General features: G+C 32.9%; 19 protein-coding genes. All 19 read left to right on the top strand.

Annotated elements, in window-relative coordinates; all coding sequences use genetic code 11:
• Positions 1–35 precede the first annotated feature (35 nt).
• Positions 36–740, top strand: coding sequence for a ClpP family protease (locus BMX60_RS03550; RefSeq protein ID WP_091349237.1), 705 nt, complete (start codon positions 36–38; stop codon positions 738–740).
• 12 nt (positions 741–752) lie between these two features.
• Positions 753–971 (top strand): YlzJ-like family protein, encoded by a 219-nt coding sequence (locus BMX60_RS03545; protein WP_091349235.1) that lies wholly within the window; start codon positions 753–755, stop codon positions 969–971.
• A gap of 105 nt (positions 972–1076) precedes the next feature.
• Positions 1077–1901 (top strand): undecaprenyl-diphosphate phosphatase, encoded by an 825-nt coding sequence (locus BMX60_RS03540; protein ID WP_177159681.1) that lies wholly within the window; start codon positions 1077–1079, stop codon positions 1899–1901.
• Positions 1902–1920: 19 nt separating this feature from the next.
• Entirely contained in the window at positions 1921–4191 is a 2271-nt protein-coding gene (locus tag BMX60_RS12370; RefSeq protein ID WP_091349230.1) for a DNA translocase FtsK, read from the top strand.
• Positions 4192–4275: 84 nt separating this feature from the next.
• Positions 4276–5010, top strand: a complete 735-nt coding sequence (locus BMX60_RS03530) for a GntR family transcriptional regulator (RefSeq protein WP_091349228.1) — start codon at positions 4276–4278, stop codon at positions 5008–5010.
• A 51-nt stretch (positions 5011–5061) separates the two neighbouring features.
• The gene (locus BMX60_RS03525) at positions 5062–6147 is read left to right on the top strand and encodes a BMP family lipoprotein (RefSeq protein ID WP_242945699.1); all 1086 of its coding nucleotides are present in this window, start codon (positions 5062–5064) and stop codon (positions 6145–6147) included.
• Between the two features lie 98 nt (positions 6148–6245).
• Entirely contained in the window at positions 6246–7787 is a 1542-nt protein-coding gene (locus BMX60_RS03520; RefSeq protein ID WP_091349225.1) for an ABC transporter ATP-binding protein, read from the top strand.
• Positions 7777–8853 (top strand): ABC transporter permease, encoded by a 1077-nt coding sequence (locus BMX60_RS03515; protein WP_091349222.1) that lies wholly within the window; start codon positions 7777–7779, stop codon positions 8851–8853. Before BMX60_RS03520 ends, BMX60_RS03515 begins: the two co-directional genes overlap by 11 nt.
• Positions 8853–9755, top strand: coding sequence for an ABC transporter permease (locus tag BMX60_RS03510; RefSeq protein WP_091349221.1), 903 nt, complete (start codon positions 8853–8855; stop codon positions 9753–9755). The genes BMX60_RS03515 and BMX60_RS03510 overlap by 1 nt, the downstream gene beginning before the upstream one ends.
• A gap of 119 nt (positions 9756–9874) precedes the next feature.
• On the top strand, positions 9875–10636 hold the full coding sequence (locus BMX60_RS03505; protein WP_091349218.1) for a DUF3388 domain-containing protein: 762 nt from the start codon (positions 9875–9877) through the stop codon (positions 10634–10636).
• Positions 10637–10658: 22 nt separating this feature from the next.
• Positions 10659–11444, top strand: a complete 786-nt coding sequence (locus tag BMX60_RS03500; RefSeq protein WP_177159680.1) for a helix-turn-helix domain-containing protein — start codon at positions 10659–10661, stop codon at positions 11442–11444.
• A gap of 88 nt (positions 11445–11532) precedes the next feature.
• Positions 11533–12867 carry a 30S ribosomal protein S12 methylthiotransferase RimO gene (gene rimO / locus BMX60_RS03495; protein ID WP_091349214.1) on the top strand — a complete coding sequence of 445 codons (1335 nt, stop codon included), beginning with the start codon at positions 11533–11535 and terminating at the stop codon, positions 12865–12867.
• Entirely contained in the window at positions 12851–13438 is a 588-nt protein-coding gene (gene pgsA / locus BMX60_RS03490) for a CDP-diacylglycerol--glycerol-3-phosphate 3-phosphatidyltransferase (RefSeq protein WP_091349211.1), read from the top strand. The genes rimO and pgsA overlap by 17 nt, the downstream gene beginning before the upstream one ends.
• Before the next feature lie 104 nt (positions 13439–13542).
• The gene (locus tag BMX60_RS03485) at positions 13543–14064 is read left to right on the top strand and encodes a hypothetical protein (protein WP_091349208.1); all 522 of its coding nucleotides are present in this window, start codon (positions 13543–13545) and stop codon (positions 14062–14064) included.
• Positions 14054–15523: an AAA family ATPase gene (locus BMX60_RS03480; RefSeq protein WP_091349207.1), complete on the top strand. Its 1470-nt coding sequence runs from the start codon at positions 14054–14056 to the stop codon at positions 15521–15523. The genes BMX60_RS03485 and BMX60_RS03480 overlap by 11 nt, the downstream gene beginning before the upstream one ends.
• Before the next feature lie 410 nt (positions 15524–15933).
• Entirely contained in the window at positions 15934–17154 is a 1221-nt protein-coding gene (locus BMX60_RS03475; RefSeq protein ID WP_091349205.1) for a competence/damage-inducible protein A, read from the top strand.
• Positions 17151–18605 carry a metallophosphoesterase family protein gene (locus tag BMX60_RS03470; RefSeq protein WP_091349203.1) on the top strand — a complete coding sequence of 485 codons (1455 nt, stop codon included), beginning with the start codon at positions 17151–17153 and terminating at the stop codon, positions 18603–18605. The genes BMX60_RS03475 and BMX60_RS03470 overlap by 4 nt, the downstream gene beginning before the upstream one ends.
• Positions 18606–18688: 83 nt before the next feature.
• Positions 18689–19705, top strand: coding sequence for a recombinase RecA (gene recA, locus BMX60_RS03465; protein ID WP_091349201.1), 1017 nt, complete (start codon positions 18689–18691; stop codon positions 19703–19705).
• 35 nt (positions 19706–19740) lie between these two features.
• Positions 19741–20187, top strand: coding sequence for a regulatory protein RecX (locus BMX60_RS03460; protein WP_091349198.1), 447 nt, complete (start codon positions 19741–19743; stop codon positions 20185–20187).
• Positions 20188–20215 lie beyond the last annotated feature (28 nt).

Here is a 20215-nt window from a genome sequence, read left to right as displayed (position 1 = left end):
ATAAAACTAAAATAGAAAAGAAGGAGTGATTATAGATGGATTTTAAACAAAATCAACAAAACCCTAATCCACATCAAGGAGATACTAGAGTAAATATTCAACAACTAGGTCAACTAAATGTTCCTGCAGTTGATAATAGTATTCATGTTATGACAATTATCGGTCAAGTAGAAGGACATACTGTTTTACCTCCCCAAAACAAAACGACAAAGTATGAACACATCATACCACAATTAGTTGCAGTTGAACAAAACCCAAATGTTAAAGGTTTATTAGTGATTTTAAATACAGTAGGAGGAGATGTAGAAGCAGGATTGGCTATTGCGGAAATGATTAAAAGTTTAACGAAACCCACTGTTTCTTTGGTCCTAGGTGGTGGACACAGTATAGGTGTACCAATTGCTGTTTCTACCAATTATTCTTTTATTGCGGAAACGGCGACTATGACTATACATCCTGTCCGTTTAACGGGGCTTGTAATCTCAGTTCCTCAGACATATGAATATCTTGATAAAATGCAAGATAGAATAGTAAGGTTTGTAGCAGAAAATTCCAACATGACAGCTGAAAAATTTAAAGAATTGATGTTTAGAACTGGGGAATTAGCGAGGGATATTGGTACTGTACTAGTGGGCAAAGATGCAGTTAAACACGGTTTGATTGACGAAGTAGGTGGGTTAGGTGACAGTGTAAATAAATTAAAAGAATTAATTCAAAGGGCAGAAAAGCAATTACATTAGGTGGTGAAAAATATGCTATTATATACCACTGTACCTATGGAACAAATTTTCCCTTCTGAAACAAATAATATACAATATCAGGAAATAGACTTAGGAAATGGCAAAAAAGTTATAGTTGAAAAAATAAATGATAGCCAATGTAAAATTGTAAGGCTAATTAGTACCGATGCTTATGACTACTTAAACCCTCAATACCAACCTGGTTCTGTTATCAACTTATATCCTTTTTAAAACTAGAAAAACCTGAGATGCCTTAAAAGGTAACTTAGGTTTCTCTTTTTTCTTTCCATTATCTGTGATATAATTATTTAAAAACGACTTAGGAGAGGATGTATTGTGACAATAATTGAAGCTATTATCGTAGGGATAGTACAAGGACTTACAGAATTTATTCCTGTAAGTAGTTCAGCCCATATTGTACTAACTCAAAGTTTATTAGGGGTAAAACAACCAGGAATAACCTTTGAAGTTGTGGTACATATAGGTACATTATTTTCGGTATTCTGGATTTTTTGGTCTGATATTATTAAATTATTAAAGGCTGCATTACACTTGCCAAGAAGTTTAACAAAAAATGAAACCTTTGAATCTTTAAAAACTAAAGATGATAGAAATCTTATTTTTATGTTAATTTTAGGTACTTTAGTTACAGGAACAATAGGTGTTTTATTTAAAGATTTTTTTGTTAATTTCTATCATAACAATAGGGCTATAGGTATTGCATTGTTAGTAACAGGTTTTATTTTATGGATTTCTCAAAAACTTAACCCAGGCTATAAAAAAGAAGGGGAGATAGGTATTATAGATGCTATCATAGTTGGTGCTTTTCAAAGTTTTGCAATATTTCCAGGAATATCCCGTTCTGGTTCCACTATTGCAGGTGCACTGTTGAGAAAAATGGATAAAGAAACGGCTGTGAGGTACTCCTTTTTACTATCTATACCAGCTATTTTAGGGGCAACCCTTTTAGAGGTTAAAGAAGTACTAGAAACAGGTTTTGATCATAGCTTAGCTCTACCTTATCTATTTGGCTTAATATTTTCTGCAATTTCAGGAATAATAGCTATTAAATGGTTAGTAGCATTTTTAAAGAAAGGTAAATTACATTATTTTTCTTTTTACTGTTGGTTTATAGGTGTTTTAGTTTTACTCTTTCTGTAAGGCTAAAGGGGGGATAATTTTGCCACGGAAACCGATAAATAAGACTAATAAATTTAAAAATGAGTTTAAGTCTATTATCTTTGCTACAATTGCAGGATTAAGTTTAGCCAGCTTGATATTCACTGATCAAGTTGGTAAAATTGGACAAACTATCCAAAAATTATTATTTGTATTAGCAGGTAAGAGTTCTCTATTTATCCCTTTTTTATTACTAATTTATAGTTTCAAGTTAATGTTTGATGAAGAATTCAGCTTTAAATTAAATAATAGAGTAATAGGGATTATAATTTTTTATTGGACGTTCTTATTAACAAACCATGTTTTAGCTTTGTTTCCAATAACTGAACCTATGTCTAATATTGAAATATTACGCTTAGGCTTACGGGGAGAAGGTGGAGGTATCTTAGGGGCATTTTTGGCAGTGATTTTTCTAAAGGGTTTAGGGGTTATTGGAACCTTTATAACATCTATTTCCTTTTTAATTATCGGTCTGATTTTAATTTTGGATATTTCTATAGCAAAAATTTTAAAGGTTATAGGTAAGGGTTTACAAAAATTATATAAATCTATTTTAGAAGGAATAATTTCTATTTATCAAAAATATAAAAGTAAAAAAACAACTCCCAAAAACATTATTAACGAAGAAAGGGATACCAATTTAATCTCTGTAAAAATAGAAGATAGTTTTAAAGATAATAAATTTTCTATTGATGGAAATCAGTTAGAATTCACCTTTAAGGATTATGAAGAAAATATAGAGGAAGAACAAAGGGATAAAAAAATATCTAGAGACTTAGAAGGAAACATAGTTGTTAAATTCCCACCTAAAAACAATAAAAAAATTGCCTTAGACGAATCAGAGGGAAATTTTGAAATAAAAAAAATGAAGGTTCCATATAGTTTACCACCATTATCTATTTTACAAAAACCACAGAGAACAAAAGAAGTTAAAAGTCAAAAAGACATCGAAGAACAAGCAAAAATCCTTTTAGAAACTTTACAAAGCTTCGGTGTCAATGCTAAAATTACCCACATTCACCGAGGACCAACAATTACTAGGTTTGAACTACAACCAGCTGTTGGTGTAAAAGTAAGTAAAATCCTCAGCCTTAGCGATGATTTAGCACTAAGCTTAGCTGCAACTGGTATCAGAATTGAAGCACCAATTCCAGGGAAAGCAGCTATTGGAATTGAAGTCCCTAATGCTACAAAGGCTACTGTTTACCTCAGAGAGGTTATTGAAAGGGAAGAATTCATGGAAAATCCATCAAAATTAACAGTAGCTTTAGGTAAAGATATTGCTGGAGAACCTCTAATAGCTGATTTTACTCAAATGCCTCACATTTTAATAGCAGGGGCTACTGGATCGGGAAAAAGTGTTTGTGTTAATGCCATAATAGCCAGTATTTTATTTAAAGCTACCCCTGATGAAGTTAGATTCTTAATGGTTGATCCTAAGGTGGTTGAGCTAAATGTCTATAACGGTATTCCCCACTTATTATCCCCTGTTGTTACTGATCCTAAAAATGCTGCCAATGCTTTAAAAAAAGTTGTAAAAGAAATGGAACAACGATATGAACTCTTTGCAAAACTTGGGGTTAGGGATATCAATCGTTACAATGCCATAACTCCCGATGAAAAACTCCCTTATATTGTTGTTATTATTGATGAGTTGGCGGATTTGATGATGGTGGCTCCTGCCGATGTGGAGGATTGTATTTGTAGATTGGCACAAATGGCTAGGGCATCGGGAATTCACTTGATAGTAGCAACTCAAAGGCCATCAGTAGATGTCATAACAGGTGTAATTAAAGCTAATATTACTTCTAGGATTGCCTTTGCAGTTTCTTCTGGAGCTGATTCTAGGACAATACTAGATATGGGGGGAGCAGAAAAACTGTTAGGTAAGGGAGATATGTTATATTATCCTGTAGGATCCCCTAAACCAATTAGAGCCCAGAGTTCATACATCACCGATGAAGAGGTGGAAAAGTTAGTATCATATGTTAAACAAAATCAAACACCTGAATATGACGAAAAATTTGAGGTTGAAAATGAAAAGATAGAGGATTATGAATTAGATGAACTCTTTAATGAAGCTGCACAATTGGTTGTAGATACTCAACAAGCTTCTATTTCCCTTTTACAAAGAAGATTTAGAATAGGTTATAACAGAGCAGCTAGAATAATTGATGATTTAGAGAAAATGGGAATTATCGGAGGCTTTGAAGGGAGTAAAGCTCGTAGGGTATTAATCACTTCTAAACAACTTGAAGAAATTTTAAAATAATCTTTTTGAAAAAGAAGGATTTTTAAAATTAATGTCGTATATATAAGTTAGATGTATGACATCTTACCAGGGGAGAGAAGAGAAATGAACAATGTAAAAAGGGACCCCCGTCCTTTATATCTAATAGTAAAAGATAGATTACTAGAACTTATCAAAAAAGGGTATTATACTAATGGAAGTAAATTACCTTCTGAGTTTGAGTTGGCAAAGGATTTTGGAGTCAGCAGGCCAACACTTAGGGAGGCATTAAGGGTACTAGAAGAAGAAAACATCTTAGTAAAAAAACATGGTGTAGGAACCTTTGTAAACAGTACTCCCACTAAAATTAAAAGTGGAATAGAAAATCTACTTAGTGTTACAGAAAGCATCGAACAACTGAATTTAAAAGCAGGAACAAAAATTTTATCAGTACAAATTGTAACATCTGACGATAAAGATGGACAAAAGCTAAACTTGAGTTCCCCTGCTCCCTTGATTAAATTAGAGAGGGTTAGAACTGCCGATGGTGAACCAGTGGTATTTTGTATTGATAAAATCCCACAAAGTAATTTAGATAAGAATTTATTTGAAAATATAGAAGGCTCAATCTTTGAACTTTTAGAAAGTCATTATAATAAAAAGATTACCTATGCAGTATCAGAAATAGTTCCTGTGTTAGCTAATTTTAAATTAGCCGATGCTCTTGGAATTTCTTCAAGAACACCCTTGTTATTATTAGAGCAAGTACACTTTACCAATGATGATCAACCAATACTTTATTCAAAAAATTATTTTCGAGCAGATAAATTTGCTTTTCATGTAGTGAGAAAAAGGGTTTAAATTTTAAGGCATCTAGCCTTAAATTATATAAAAAAAGAGGAGGGCATATTAGTGAAAAAAAATCTTATTATTTTATTAGTATCACTTATGATACTTTCAGTTGCTCTAACTGGATGTGGAGGTGGAAAGGCAAATGAAGGTGAAGAAAAATTAAGGATTGCCATCGTTTACTCCACTGGAGGTTTAGGGGACAAATCATTCAATGACTCAGCCCACAGAGGACTTTTAAGGGCTGAAAAAGAATTAGGTGTTGAAATTGATTGGGTAGAGCCAAGGGATTCAGCGGAAGATGCTGATTACTTAAGGGGATATGCTGCAGAAGGTTTTGACCTAGTTATTGCAGTAGGTTTCCAAATGGCAGATTCTTTAAAAACTGTAGCTCAAGAGTATCCCGATATTAATTTTGCTATAATCGACTCAGTCGTGGAATTACCAAATGTAGCTAGCTTAGTTTTTGCTGAGCATGAAGGTTCTTTCTTAGCCGGTGCACTAGCGGCTTTAGTTACTGAATCAAATATCATTGGTTTTATTGGAGGTATACAATTCCCATTAATTGAGCGTTTTGAAGGTGGTTTCATCGCAGGTGCTAAACACATCAATCCAGACATTCAGGTACTTTCCCAATATGCTAGAAGCTTTGGTGACCCAGCTACTGGTAAAGAAATAGCTTTAGCACAAATTGACGCTGGTGCAGATGTGATTTACCATGCATCTGGTGGTACAGGTGGTGGATTATTTGAAGCTGCTATGGAAAGGGGAATCTATGCTATAGGTGTAGACTCTAACCAAAACTTCCTAGCCCCAGGCTATGGTATTGCCAGTATGTTAAAACGTGTAGATGTAGCGGTATTTGAGACAATTAGAGCCTTAACTGAAGGGGAATTTAAAGGTGGTCAATCTGTAATGTTTGACTTAGCCATTGATGGTGTTGGTTTAACAGACTTAGTAAACATCGATATTGATGAGCAAGCTGCTAAAGACAGTGGAGACATTACTGAAGCACAACTTAATGCTATTAAAGAAATGAAACAAAGAGTTACTGCACAACATGCTGATAAAATCAACGAAATTAGAGCTGGTATAATCAATGGTACAATTAAAGTACCTGACTGGATGACTGAAGGAAGACCTGAATAATTTTATGGCACTGTCACACCGTACGGTGTGACAGTCTTGCTGTCTAAGGAAAATTAGCAACTATAAAGACTTCTTAAATATAGTAAGGGGGAAAAAAGATGTCCTCAAATGTCATTTTAAAGCTCGTAGATGTTCGAAAAGTTTTTCCTGGAGTAGTGGCAAATGATGATGTAAATTTAGAAGTCAGAGAGGGAGAAATCCATGCCATAGTTGGTGAAAATGGTGCCGGTAAATCTACCTTGATGAACATAATTTTTGGTTTATATCATCAAGATGGCGGAGAAATTTACTATAAAGGAGAACCTTATAATGTATCTGGTCCCAATGATGCAATAAAGTTAGGAATTGGGATGGTTCATCAACATTTTATGTTAGTTGAACCCTTTACTGTTGTTGAGAATATAATTTTAGGTTCTGAACCTACTACTAATGGTGTGCTAGATATAAAAACTGCCACTAAAAAAGTAAAAGAGATTTCAGATCGCTATAAATTGATGATAAAGCCTGATGAAGTAATTGAAAACATCTCTGTAGGTATGCAGCAGAGGGTAGAAATTCTAAAAACCCTTTTCAGAGGAGCTGAATTGCTGATATTTGATGAACCAACAGCAGTACTAACACCTCAAGAAATTGAAGAGCTTTTTGAGATTTTTAGAACTTTAAAAAAACAAGGGAAAACTATAATTTTTATTACCCATAAATTAAAAGAAGTAAAGGCTATTTCTGATAGAATTACTGTTTTAAGACAAGGGAAAACTATTGGTACTGTCAATACCGATGAAGTTAATGAAAATGATATAGCCAAAATGATGGTAGGTAGGGAAGTACTATTAAGGGTAGAGAAAAAAGAAGGAAATCCTGGTGATGTAATTTTAGAAGTAGAAGACTTATGTGCAAATGATAACCGGGGTTTACCGGCTTTAAAGAATATAAGTTTTAGCATTAGAAAGGGAGAAATCCTTGGTTTTGCAGGGGTAGAAGGTAATGGTCAAAGTGAATTAGTAGAAGTTCTTACTGGTTTGAGAAAGGCGACAAAAGGGAAAATTACCTATAAAGGTCAAGATATAACTAACCAATCACCTAGAACTATAAAAGAAAGTGGTGTTGGCCATATTCCAGAAGATAGACATAAAAGGGGATCTATTTTAGATTATAATATTGCAGAAAATTTAATTTTAGGGTTCCACCATAAACCACCTTTTGCAAAGCCTTTTTATCTAGATTACAAAGCAATAAAAGCAAATGCCGATAAATTAATTCCTGAGTTTGATGTTAGAACACCTAGTGCTGATGTTAAAATCCGTTCCCTTTCCGGGGGTAATCAACAAAAAGTTATTATAGCTAGGGAAATTTCTCAACAGCCGGATCTTCTCATTGCATCTCAACCTACTAGGGGTGTTGATATAGGTGCTATTGAGTTTATCCATAAACGAATTATTGAACAGAGGGATCAAGGAAAAGCTGTATTATTGGTATCTGCTGAATTACAAGAAGTTATGTCTTTAAGTGATAGAATTGCAGTAATATATGATGGGGAAATTGTTGGAATAGTCGATGCTAAAAATATCGATGAATTTGAGCTAGGAGCAATGATGACTGGTTCAACCCTTAAAAAGGAGGGTGTAACTGATGAAAAATAATATTTATATTAAATATTTCAAAACTATAGGCCAAGAGTTATTTTACGGTGCAGTGGCAGTAATTGCCGCATTATTAGTAGGTTCTCTATTTATTTTATTTACTAATGTATCACCTATAGAGGCATATATCCGGATGTTCAACGGAGCCTTCGGAAGTATAGATAATATTTATGCTACCTTATTTAGGTCAACCCCTATAATTTTAACTGGTCTTTCTGTAGCCTTTGCCTTTAGATGCGGCTTGTTTAACATTGGAGCTGAAGGACAATACTTAATAGGTGCATTTGCTGCAGGATGGGCAGGTTTTTACTTCACTGGTTTACCAAAACTAATCCATTTGCCCTTAACTTTAATTATTGCAGTAATTGCTGGAGGTTTATGGGCCAGTATAGCGGGAGTTTTAAAGGCTAAATTAGGTGCTAATGAAGTAATTAACACTATTATGTTAAACCATATCGCCTTTTCATTAACAATTGTCTATGGTATTAGAAGGCTTGCTACTGTCCCTGGAGAGCCAGGAACACCCCACATTCTTGATTCCGCTAGAATAACCAGTTTAGGAGCTTTAATAGGAAGACCTGCGGTAAGGGTCCATGGCGGTTTTATTCTAGCCATACTAGCTGCTTTCTTTGTTTGGTATTTTCTCTTTAAAACCAAATCCGGTTATGAAATTAGAGCTGTTGGATTTAATCCCCATGGTGCTGAATATGGTGGAATTAATGTGGCTAAGAACGTCATTTTGGCGATGTTTATAAGTGGTGCTTTAGCTGGATTGGCAGGAGCTGGAGAAGTATTAGGAACCCATGGAAGATTTATTCAAGGGATGAATGCCAACCACGGTTTTACCGGTATAGCCGTTGCCTTAGTAGGTAAAAATAATCCCTTTACTGTAGTAATCTCCGGTATTCTATTTGGCGCCTTAGCTCAAGGTGGATTCACTATTGGCCGTATTTTACCAAGGGATATTGTAGTTATTATCCAAGCCTTAGTTATATTTGCTATAGCTTTAAGTCAAGTGTTAAGGGAACATTTAGCTAAGAAAAGAGCAAAGGAGGCAATTAAATAATGGATGTAATATTACAGATTTTTAGCTTAACTATCTTATGGTCTACAATACGTCAAGCAACACCATTGATCCTTGCCTCCTTAGGTGGTATATTTGCTGAGCGTTCTGGTGTTATTAACATTGCTTTAGAGGGAATCATGCTTACAGGAGCCTTTGCTTCTATATATGGTATGTACCTCACAGGTTCTCCCTGGATCGGATTACTATTTGCTATTATTGTGGGAATAATAATAGCAAGTATCCATGCTGTGGTAACTGTTATCTTTAAAACAAATCAAGTTGTTAGTGGTACAGCCATCAATATTTTTGCCCTTGGTTTAACACAATTTTTATTAGAAGTAATTTGGAAAGTATCAGGTACCTCCCCGAGAATTGGAAGGTTGCCAACTTGGACCATAGGACCCCTTTCCTTTAATCCAATTGTATATATTGCTTTTGCTATGGTACCAATCGTTTGGTTTATCCTCTACCGAACTCCTTGGGGTTTAAGGATAAGGGCTGTAGGTGAACATCCCCAAGCAGCAGATACAGTTGGTATTAATGTTAACCGGATCCGCTTTATCTGTGTTTTAATAAGTGGTGCTTTCGCTGGCCTTGCCGGTGCCCATTTATCCTTAGGTGAACTGGGTATTTTCCAAAAAGAAATGACTGCTGGCCGTGGTTACATCGCTTTGGCAGCAATGATTTTTGGAAAGTGGAATCCTGTAGGAGCCTTTTTAGCTAGTTTACTCTTTGCCTTCTCCCAAGCTGTATCTATCTCAGGGGTCAATATTCCATTTATACCAAGGGAGTTAATTAATACAATCCCTTATGTTGTAACGATAATTGTATTGGCATCCTTTGTCGGTAGGGCCCATGCTCCAAAAGCTATAGGAAAACCTTACGATAAAAGTGAAAGGTAATTATTTTAAAGAAGTGCTTATGGCACTTCTTTAGTTTTTTTCCATAAATATTTAGTTGGTTTTAAGCCTTCCTTTTGATATAATATATATGAAATGGGGTAAATAATAGGGGGGATTTTATGGAGTGGTATTTTGAATATATTATTCATCAAAATAGGCCTGGGGTATTAGGGGATGTTGCAACTCTTTTAGGTCTTTTAGGTATTAATATCAAGATGATTAATGGACTAGCACCCCAAAGAAGGGGGTTAATTATTCATTCCGATAATCATTCGAAAATAATTACTTTAAAAAGGGCTTTAGCTAATTCAACTACCGTTGAAGTTACTGCATTGCGAAGACCTACTTTGATCGATAGAATTAACCTTCAACATGGGAAAATGATCCATAGATCCCCTGAAAATCCTAATACCTTTAGATTTACCAGGGATGATTTAGGGATGTTGGTTGATTTTTTAGGAGGTTTATTACAAAAATCTTGTCCAGTAGTTGGTGTTAGGGGTATGCCAAGGGTAGGTAAGACTGAATCAATTATTGCAGCCTGCGTTCATGCTAATAAAAAATGGATTATGGTATCTTCAACATTAATGAGACAAGTTATGCGAAATAGCCTAACTGAAGAAGAATTAGCTAATGATTGTGTACTAGTTATTGATGGTATTGTTTCTACCTTCCGAGCATCTCAAAAACATAGAGAATTACTCAGGGAAGTTATGAAAATGCCAATTCCTAAGGTTATAGAACATCCAGACATTTTACTTAGGGAAGGTGATTTTTCTCCCGACATCATCGATTATATTATTGAATTGAGAAGAACTGAAGATGAAGAAATCAATTATGAATTAGTTTGTCAAAATTTTTCATCCTTTGATATAAGTTAATTAAATGGGGGAGGTGTTTCAGTTGGATTTTAAAGAAATAGGTAAGCAACTAAGAGAATCGAGGGAATTAAAGGGACTAACTATAGAAGATATTGTTAACAAAACAAAACTTAGAAAAGATCAAATAATAGCTATTGAGGAAGGTAATATTGAAAAATTACCCCCAGGACCTTATATTAAGGGTTTTATTAAACTTTACGCTAAAGCTGTCAATTTAGAAATTTATGAAGAGACAGCTACAGCTACTACATTAGATTCTCCCGTTTCTAGCAGGAAAAAGAGGGAACCTATTAAAAGATCTACAATATCTATTGACTATAATGGTATAATCTTTTTTATCGTTTTAGCCACTTTTTTAGCATTAGCTGTTTACTTAATTGTGGGATATATTATAACACCTAAAAACAATATAGAAATTCCTAATAATCATCCTATAATTATTCCAGAAGAGGAAGAGAATGAAGTTGATGAAGAGGATGTAATAGAAGAAGTACATGAGACAATTATTGAATTAGAAATTAGGAATAATAAATATTACTATACAGTTTTAGATGAAGAAAAACTAGAAGTACAATTTATAGTACAAGGGCAATGTTGGGTTGATATCAAAGTAGATAATCAGAACACCTCTATTAAACGGGGAATAATGGAAGATGAAGAACTGTTAATAGAAGCAGATAATCAAATTATTATACAAGCTGGATTAGCTAAAAATGCAACAATTATTATCAATGGTGTTCAAGTAGAGTTTTCAGATAATGAAGGGCGTACAGACGCTATAATTACCCTTGAAAAAAGTGGGGAATAACTCTCCACTTTTTCTTTGTTTACAAAAAGTTTTTTTGACTAAATTGTCACTTTATATTATACTTAAATTGGCAAAGGGAGGAAGAAACATGGTTAAAATTGCAACAGTTAGTTTAGGATGTCCTAAAAATACAGTAGATGCAGAGGTAATGTTAGGAATTTTGTCAAAGGAAGGTTATGGGATCACTACTGATCCTAAACAAGCAGATGTTATTATTATTAATACTTGTGGATTTATTGAAAGTGCAAAAAAAGAGTCAATAGATACAATTATTGAATTTTCTAGATATAAAGCTGAAAATTGTAAAGTTTTAATTGTTACTGGTTGTTTAGTACAACGTTATAAAGAAGAATTATTACAAGAAATACCTGAAATTGACGGTATTATAGGTACAGGGGAATATGAAAATATTATCCAATGTATTCAAACTAATTTAAAAGGAGATAAGTTTACTGCAACTGATAACCTTGAGTACCTATATGATGATTTAACACCTAGGATGTTATCTACTCCTAAATATACAGCATACCTAAAAATTGCAGAAGGTTGTGATAATCATTGCACCTATTGTATTATACCAGCATTAAGGGGCAAATATCGCAGCAGATCTATAGAGTCAATAATTGCAGAAGCTAATAAACTCGTAGATAATGGAGTTAAAGAAATAATTCTAGTTGCTCAAGATACCACTGTATATGGATTAGATTTATATGGTAAACTAATGCTTCCCACTTTATTGAAAAAATTAAACGCTATCGAAGGTTTAAAGTGGATACGAATCTTATATTGCTATCCAACATATATGACCGATGAGTTAATCCAAACTATTAGCCAATTACCTAAAGTTTGTAATTATATTGATATGCCATTACAACACGGTGATAATGAAATATTAAAGAAAATGGGGAGAAGAGAGACAAAGGAACAATTACTCCTTCTTATTGAAAAAATAAGAAAAATGATTCCAGATGTAGTTATTAGAACTTCTATTATTGTCGGTTTTCCAGGGGAAACTGAAGAGCATTTTAATAATCTACTGAAATTCGTTCAAGAAATTAAGTTAGACAGATTAGGGGTATTTACCTATTCTAGAGAAGAAGGAACAGCTGCAGCAAAATTGCCTGATCAAATAAAGGAAAGGGTCAAAAAACTTCGCCAGCACCGGTTAATGAAAGTACAAAAAAGGATATCCCATTCCATTAACAAAGAAAAAATAGGAAAAGTACTTGAAATTCTTATTGAAGGATATGATAATGGATATATAATTGGAAGAACTTATGGAGATGCACCACAGATAGATGGAAAGGTAATAGTAAGGACAAAGAATGGGGATAAGTTACCTGGGGATTTTATTAAAGTGGTAATAACAGATTGTAATGAATATGATTTGATAGGGGAGATTGTGAATGAATCTAGCCAATAAAATTACTTTAGCTAGAATATTTTTGGCACCTATATTTATTGTCTTAATTGTAGTGCGAATACCCTTTGGTCAACTTATAGCAGCAGCTTTTTTTATCATAGCTGCCAGTACAGATGGATTAGATGGTTACATCGCAAGAAAGCACAAACAAGTAACTAATTTTGGGAAATTTTTAGATCCTCTAGCTGATAAACTGTTAATTTCCGCTGCATTATTTGCATTAGTTTGGATGAAAGAAATTAGCCCTTTAATTGCTTTTATAATTCTCAGTAGAGAATTCGCTGTTACAGGATTAAGGGTTATCGCAGCAGGAGAAGGAATAGTTATATCAGCTAGTAAATGGGGAAAACTAAAAACTATTAGCCAAATAGTAGCAATCTCTGCCATTACTATTCATGCCGGTCTACTAACAGAAATAGATATACCTTTGTTTAAATGGATATTAAACAATTTATATATTGATACAATAGCTATGATTACATTGTATATTGCCGTATTTTTAACAATATTTTCAGGTATTGACTATTTCTACAAAAATATAAAGGTAATTAAAAAAGGAGGATCAAAATAATCCTCTTTTTTTTATGTCCAAAAGTTTACATTACAATTTTATTACAATTGTGCTATAATTTAAAAGAAAATTTGATATTATGTAAACTAGAGAGGGGTTATATTATGAAAATTCGTTGGGGTTTAATTGCAGTAATTACTTTAATAGGGTTGCTGATTTTCTTTTTATTTAATACTATATTTGCAAAGTTAACGGTAGAGAAACCACTTTTAAATATCCTGGAAAAACATCAAGGAATTTTAGCTTTTGAGGTAGAAGAAGAAAACAATTCAACTAGTGTACAAATAACTTTAGAAAACTATAATAATCCTATAACTATTCATCGTGAAATAGAAAAGGCTTTATCAAGAGTGTTAAAAGATAATTTTAGGATTAAATATAACAATCCAGTTCCTAAAGAAGATTCTGAAGGATGGGAGAAATATTGGAGAGTAAATGGTATTATTTCTGAAACTTTAAATACCCAAAATTATACCGGAGCTATGAGGGCCTTAGATGAATTACTAGGAGAAAACAATTATTATTTTTTAGTAGAAAATAATCAATTATTAATTAAATATGAGATAGATTCTAATATCTTTTTTGATGTTTATTATATAGAGGGGGGGAATAGTGATGGTAATTAAAGAACTAACTATTGGTACCTTGTTAACAATTATCATAATTTTATTAATAAAAGGAGTTAATATTTTTCCTTTTGTTTTATTGGCTGCTGTTGGTTTATTTTTAGTTTATAGAAATCAAATTGCCGACTTTATAGAATCTACTATAGAGTCCCCTAAAAATGAAAAAATACTGACTATCGATTTTGACCAAATAGGGGGGCAAGAAACAGCTAAAAAAGAACTTTTGGAAGCATTAGAATTTGTAGTTAATAAAGATTTAGTAAAGAAATTAGGTATAAGACCGTTAAAAGGAATAATACTTCAAGGGCCTCCAGGAACGGGAAAGACTTTATTGGCAAAGGCTGCAGCTAAATACACTAATTCGGCTTTTATCGCAACTTCTGGTTCAGAATTTGTAGAAATGTATGCAGGTGTTGGTGCCAAAAGGGTTAGAAAGTTATTTGCTGATGCAAAAAGGTTAGCATTAAAAGAAAAAAAGAATTCTGCAGTAATTTTTATTGATGAGATCGATGTCTTGGGAGTAAAAAGAGGTAGTAACTCTTCCCATATGGAATATGATCAAACCCTTAATCAATTGTTAGTAGAAATGGATGGTTTAAAATCTAGTGATATTCAAATTCTAGTAATGGCTGCTACAAACCGTTTAGATTTATTAGATGATGCTTTATTGAGACCTGGTAGATTTGATAGGATAGTTAATATTCCTTTGCCATCTAAATGGGGCCGTTTAGAAATCTTGCGTATCCACACAAAGAATAAACCTTTAGGGGATGATGTAGATTTAGAAAAAGTCGCTGCACAAACCTTTGGTTTTTCTGGAGCACACCTTGAAAATGTGACTAACGAAGCTGCTATATTAGCTTTGAGAAATAATAGGCTAACTATTACCCAACAAGATTTTCTAAATGCCATAGAAAAAGTAATAATGGGTGAAAAAATTGATAGAGTTCCTACAAAAGAAGAATTAAAGAGAATTGCTATACACGAAGTTGGTCATGGTTTTATTAGTGAATTATATCGTCCTAACTCTGTAGCTTCTATTACAGTAGCACCTAGGGGACAAGCTTTAGGCTATATGAGGCAAGTTAATAGTGAAAATTTATTAGAAACTAAGGAATCTCTTCTCAAAACAATAGCTGTAACAGTGGCTGGAGCTATGGCAGAAAAGGTATTTTTTGATCAATTCAGTACTGGGGCCACCAATGATTTTAATCAAGCGATTAGTTTGGCAAAAAAAATTATTGATTGTGGATTAAGTGATTTAGGAACAACTAATTGCAATATTTTGCCTAAAGAGGTATTAAATAAAGAAATAACAACTATAATAGAAAATGTAAAAATAGAAACAGAAAAAATACTGTTAAATAAAAAAGGGTTAATAGAAAAGTTAGCAAATTATTTGTTAGAAAATGAAACAATTTCTGGAGATGAATTTAGAAATATCATTCAAGGTTTATAGTATATCTTCATTGTGAAGCCATAATTTTCATAGATTATGGCTCAGACTGAAGACAAACTATAGACAAAGTCACCATTAGCTGTGGTAATTAAACAAAGATACGATTAAGTCGAGGAGATAGATTTAAGAGCTGATTAGATAAAAGGAAGAAGGGGTGAGGAACAGGACGTTCCGAAAGCTCTATTGAGCCATGGACGGCGAATTAGAGCGGTACCCTTCTTCCTTTTAGATAGAAGCCTTAAATCTCGACGCAGAACTTTGTAAGATTGTTTAATTACCACAGCCTTTAAAAAATGACTTTGTCTACAACCTGAGCCATAATTTTCATAGATTATGGCTTTTTTTATACATATTATATAATAGAGGATTTAAAAAAAGGACGTAGAATATAAATAGGGGAGGTGTAAATAATGGTTGGAGAAATTATAAATGTTGGTACTGAATTATTGTTGGGAGATATTATAAATACTAATGCAAAGTTTATAAGTGAAAGATTAGCTAATTTAGGTATTGATTTATATTATCAAACGGTAGTAGGTGATAATAGTGAGAGATTGACTACTATCCTGAAAACCGCTTTAAAAAGATCTAATCTAATTATTTTAACTGGAGGTTTAGGCCCAACAAAGGATGATTTAACTAAAGAAGTAGTAGCAAAAACCTTAAAAATACCTCTAATTCTCAATTACCCATGTTATCAAGAAATCAAAAGGAAATTTGAAAAACGAGGCATCTATATGCCTAGAAATAATATCAAACAAGCCCTCATACCTAAAGGGGCAAAGATTTTACCTAATCCTAATGGAACTGCTCCTGGTATTTACCTTCAATTTAATAAAAAACATATTTTTTTACTACCAGGTCCTCCTAAAGAATTACAACCAATGTTTTTAAATTCAGTAGAAAATCTATTAATAAATTATTCCGATAGCCAGCTAACTTCAAAAATAATCAAAACTTACGGTATAGGGGAATCTGGATTAGTTAAATTGATAGATGACTTGTTAGAAAATCAAAGTGATCCAACAATTGCTCCATTAGCAAAAGTTGATGGTGTCCACATAAGGGTAACTACAAAAAAGAATTTTTCCGATTTAGAGAAAGTAGTTAAAATAATTCAGCAAAGATTAAAGGATCATATTTGGGGTTATGATGATGACCAACTAGACCAACTGATTGTAGAAACAATGATTGATAATAAATTATCTTTAAGTCTTGTAGAATCTTGTACCGGGGGAGCTATTGCATCTGCTATAACTGATATACCGGGGAGTTCAATGGTATTAGATCAAAGTCAAGTATTATATACATTAAAAAGTAAAAGTGAGTTCTTAAGTTGTAATATAGCAGATATTCCCAATAGTGGTATTGACTACTACTTAACAGAAAAGCTTGCGAAAACAATTCTTGAAAAAACTGGGACTGATATAGGGTTAGCTATTACAGGTGCTTTAGGTCCAACTGTACCCTCGGGGGTAGAAGTAGGGGAAATATATATATCTACAGTTAATAATTATAAATCTATAACTAAAAAGTTTAATTATTACGGCACAAGGGAAAATATTAAAGAAAGGTGTGTTATGACAGCATTACATCAACTTCGACTTTTACTTAGGGAGATGTGTCCATGAAAAACAAATTACTTAAATTATTAGGGAATAAATACCTCCATATATTTATTTTAGCCTTAATAGGATCAATTCTATTTATTTCTTTTTTTAGCAATACTTCTTTTAAAGTTTTAGCCTTTGAACTGGATGTCAAATTAGATTTTTTTAATAAAGGATTAACTGAAATATACTTACCACCATTAGGAATTGTAAGGGCTGAAACCCATAATCCTCCTTTAAAGTTTATTATTACACTAACTAATGTAAATCTTAATTTGTTAGAAGAACTATCCTTAGGAGAAAAACAAGAGGAAATTTTAAGTTCCATAATCAATATTTTATCAGGGAGAATAAGGGTTTTTATAGTCCGTAATTTTCTTCTTACTTTTATAGGGGGTAGTTTCTTAACTTTCTTGTTTTATAAAAGACCTAAAGATATTTTATTAGGGGGAACAATAGGTATAATGATATTTGCAATTATTCTCCTTTCAGCTTTTTCTTCATATGATGAAACGGCTTTTTTCATAAATCCAGAATTTGAAGGAGTTCTTCAAATGGCTCCTTGGATATTTGGTCTTTTGGAAGAAAGTTTAGAAAAGTTAGAAGATTTTAGTGAACAAATGGATTTGTTAATAGTAAATTTATATAGATTATTTGAAAGGATTCAATATTTACAACCTCTAGGGGCCGTTGATGGAGATATTAAAGTCTTGCATGTATCAGATATTCATAATCATCCTGTAGCCTATGATTTTATTAAACAAATAGTTGAAAATTTCGCTGTAGATTTAGTTATAGATACAGGAGATATTAGCGATTATGGCACTCCCCTTGAAGGGGAATTGTTACGGAAATTGGAGACAATAAATGTTCCTTATATTTTTATACCAGGCAACCACGACTCACCTGCTATTATTGAAACTATGGAGTCTATAGATAATGTTTTCGTACTCATAAATGACGTTATCCAAATTGCTGGAGTAACAATAGCTGGTATCGCTGATCCTGCTTCAGAAACTACAGCTATGGCAGTTCCACCTAAAGAAGTTTATTTAGAGCGGGTGCAAATGTTGGAGAAAACTATTGAGGAAAGTAATTTAAATCCCTTTTTTGTAGTTTCTCATCATCCCATTATTTCTGAAGAATTGGCGGGAAAATATCCAGTATTACTCCAAGGACATACCCATTCTATAAATATCTATGAAAAAAATGGTTCAATAATTATTAATCCAGGAACATCTGGAGCAGCAGGTATTAGGGGACTTCTTGCTAGAGAAGAGGTACCTTATAGTGTTGTATTAATGCATCTTAAAATAAATGAAAATGAAACTCTATATTTAGCAGCTGTAGATATTATAAAAGTTTATAACTTAAGTTCTGGTTTTATTTTAGAAAGAAAGTTGATTATTCATAATGAAGAAGGTTATGAAATTCAAACAGAAGGGGATATGGAAAATAGTATTATAGAATAAAAAATATTTTACAGAATAACTTGCATACACCGAATAAATGTTCTATAATTATATTAAATAATTGCTCCGGGGGAGGTTTACATATGGAAAAGAAAAAAGCTTTAGAAATGGCCTTACATCAAATTGAAAAACAATTTGGTAAAGGTTCTATAATGAAATTAGGTGAAAACACAACTTTAGCAGTTTCTACAATATCTACAGGATGTTTAGATTTAGACATAGCTTTAGGAACAGGTGGTTTTCCAAGGGGAAGAATTATTGAAATCTTTGGACCTGAATCATCTGGTAAAACTACTGTAGCCCTTCACGCTATAGCAGAAGCTCAAAAACTTGGTGGCACTGCTGCTTTCATCGATGCAGAACATGCTTTAGATCCTGTCTATGCTCAAAAATTAGGGGTAAACATAGAAGAGCTTTATGTATCACAACCTGATACTGGTGAACAAGCTTTAGAAATAGCTGAAGCTTTAGTGCGAAGTGGTGCCATTGATATAATCGTTATCGATTCTGTTGCAGCATTAGTACCAAAAGCTGAAATAGAAGGTGAAATGGGAGATTCCCATGTGGGATTACAAGCCCGCTTAATGAGCCAGGCATTAAGAAAACTATCAGGGGCTATTAGTAAATCTAGGACCATTGCTATTTTTATAAACCAGCTTAGGGAAAAAGTTGGTGTAATGTTCGGCAGCCCTGAAACAACACCTGGTGGACGAGCCCTTAAATTTTATGCCTCAGTAAGGCTAGATGTTAGAAAAACAGATACTTTAAAACAAGGCCAAGATATGGTTGGAAGTAGAACAAAGATTAAAGTAGTAAAAAATAAAATAGCCCCTCCATTTAAATCAGCAGAATTTGATATTATGTATGGTGAAGGAATATCTAAGGAAGGTTGTATCTTAGATATCGGTGCTAACATAGATATAATTACAAAAAGTGGAGCTTGGTATTCCTTTGAAAATGAAAGATTAGGACAAGGTAGGGAAAATGCTAAACAATTTTTAAAAGACAACCCTGAAATCTGTAAAAAAATAGAGGATAAAATTAGAGAATATTATAATTTACAATCACCTACCTCATCGGTAGAAGTAGACCAGGCTTAAAGGCCTGGTTATTTAATATGAAGGATTGATTTACTATGTTAGAAAAAGGGATGTCCTTAGCATTAAAGTACTTATCTTATAGAGGTAGAACTGAATATGAAATACAGAAATATCTTGAAAAAAAGGGATTTGATGATGAAATAATTACTGCAGTTATCGATAAACTAAAGGAATACAATTATATTAACGATATGGACTATATAGCTAACTTTCATAAAAATCAAACTAAAAGTAAAGGAAATGGTCCAATTAAAATACAGTATATTTTACAACAAAAGGGAATAAGTAAAGAAAAATATCATCAAATAGAACAAAAAGAAAAGACTGATTATTATTCAATTGCTTTAGAGCAAGGTAAGAAAAAACTTAAAGGGAAAAAAGATATAAATTCATTAAGGAAAACCTATGCTTTTTTATTGCGTAAGGGTTTTCCAATGGAAGTTGTATCAAAGGTAATCAATAATTTAAAGGAAGAAGAATAAATTTAGGATTAATTGCCTAATGGAATTT

Source organism: Anaerobranca gottschalkii DSM 13577 (genome assembly GCF_900111575.1).
GTDB lineage: Bacteria > Bacillota > Proteinivoracia > Proteinivoracales > Proteinivoracaceae > Anaerobranca > Anaerobranca gottschalkii.
This window is presented reverse-complemented; position numbering and strand designations above follow the sequence as displayed.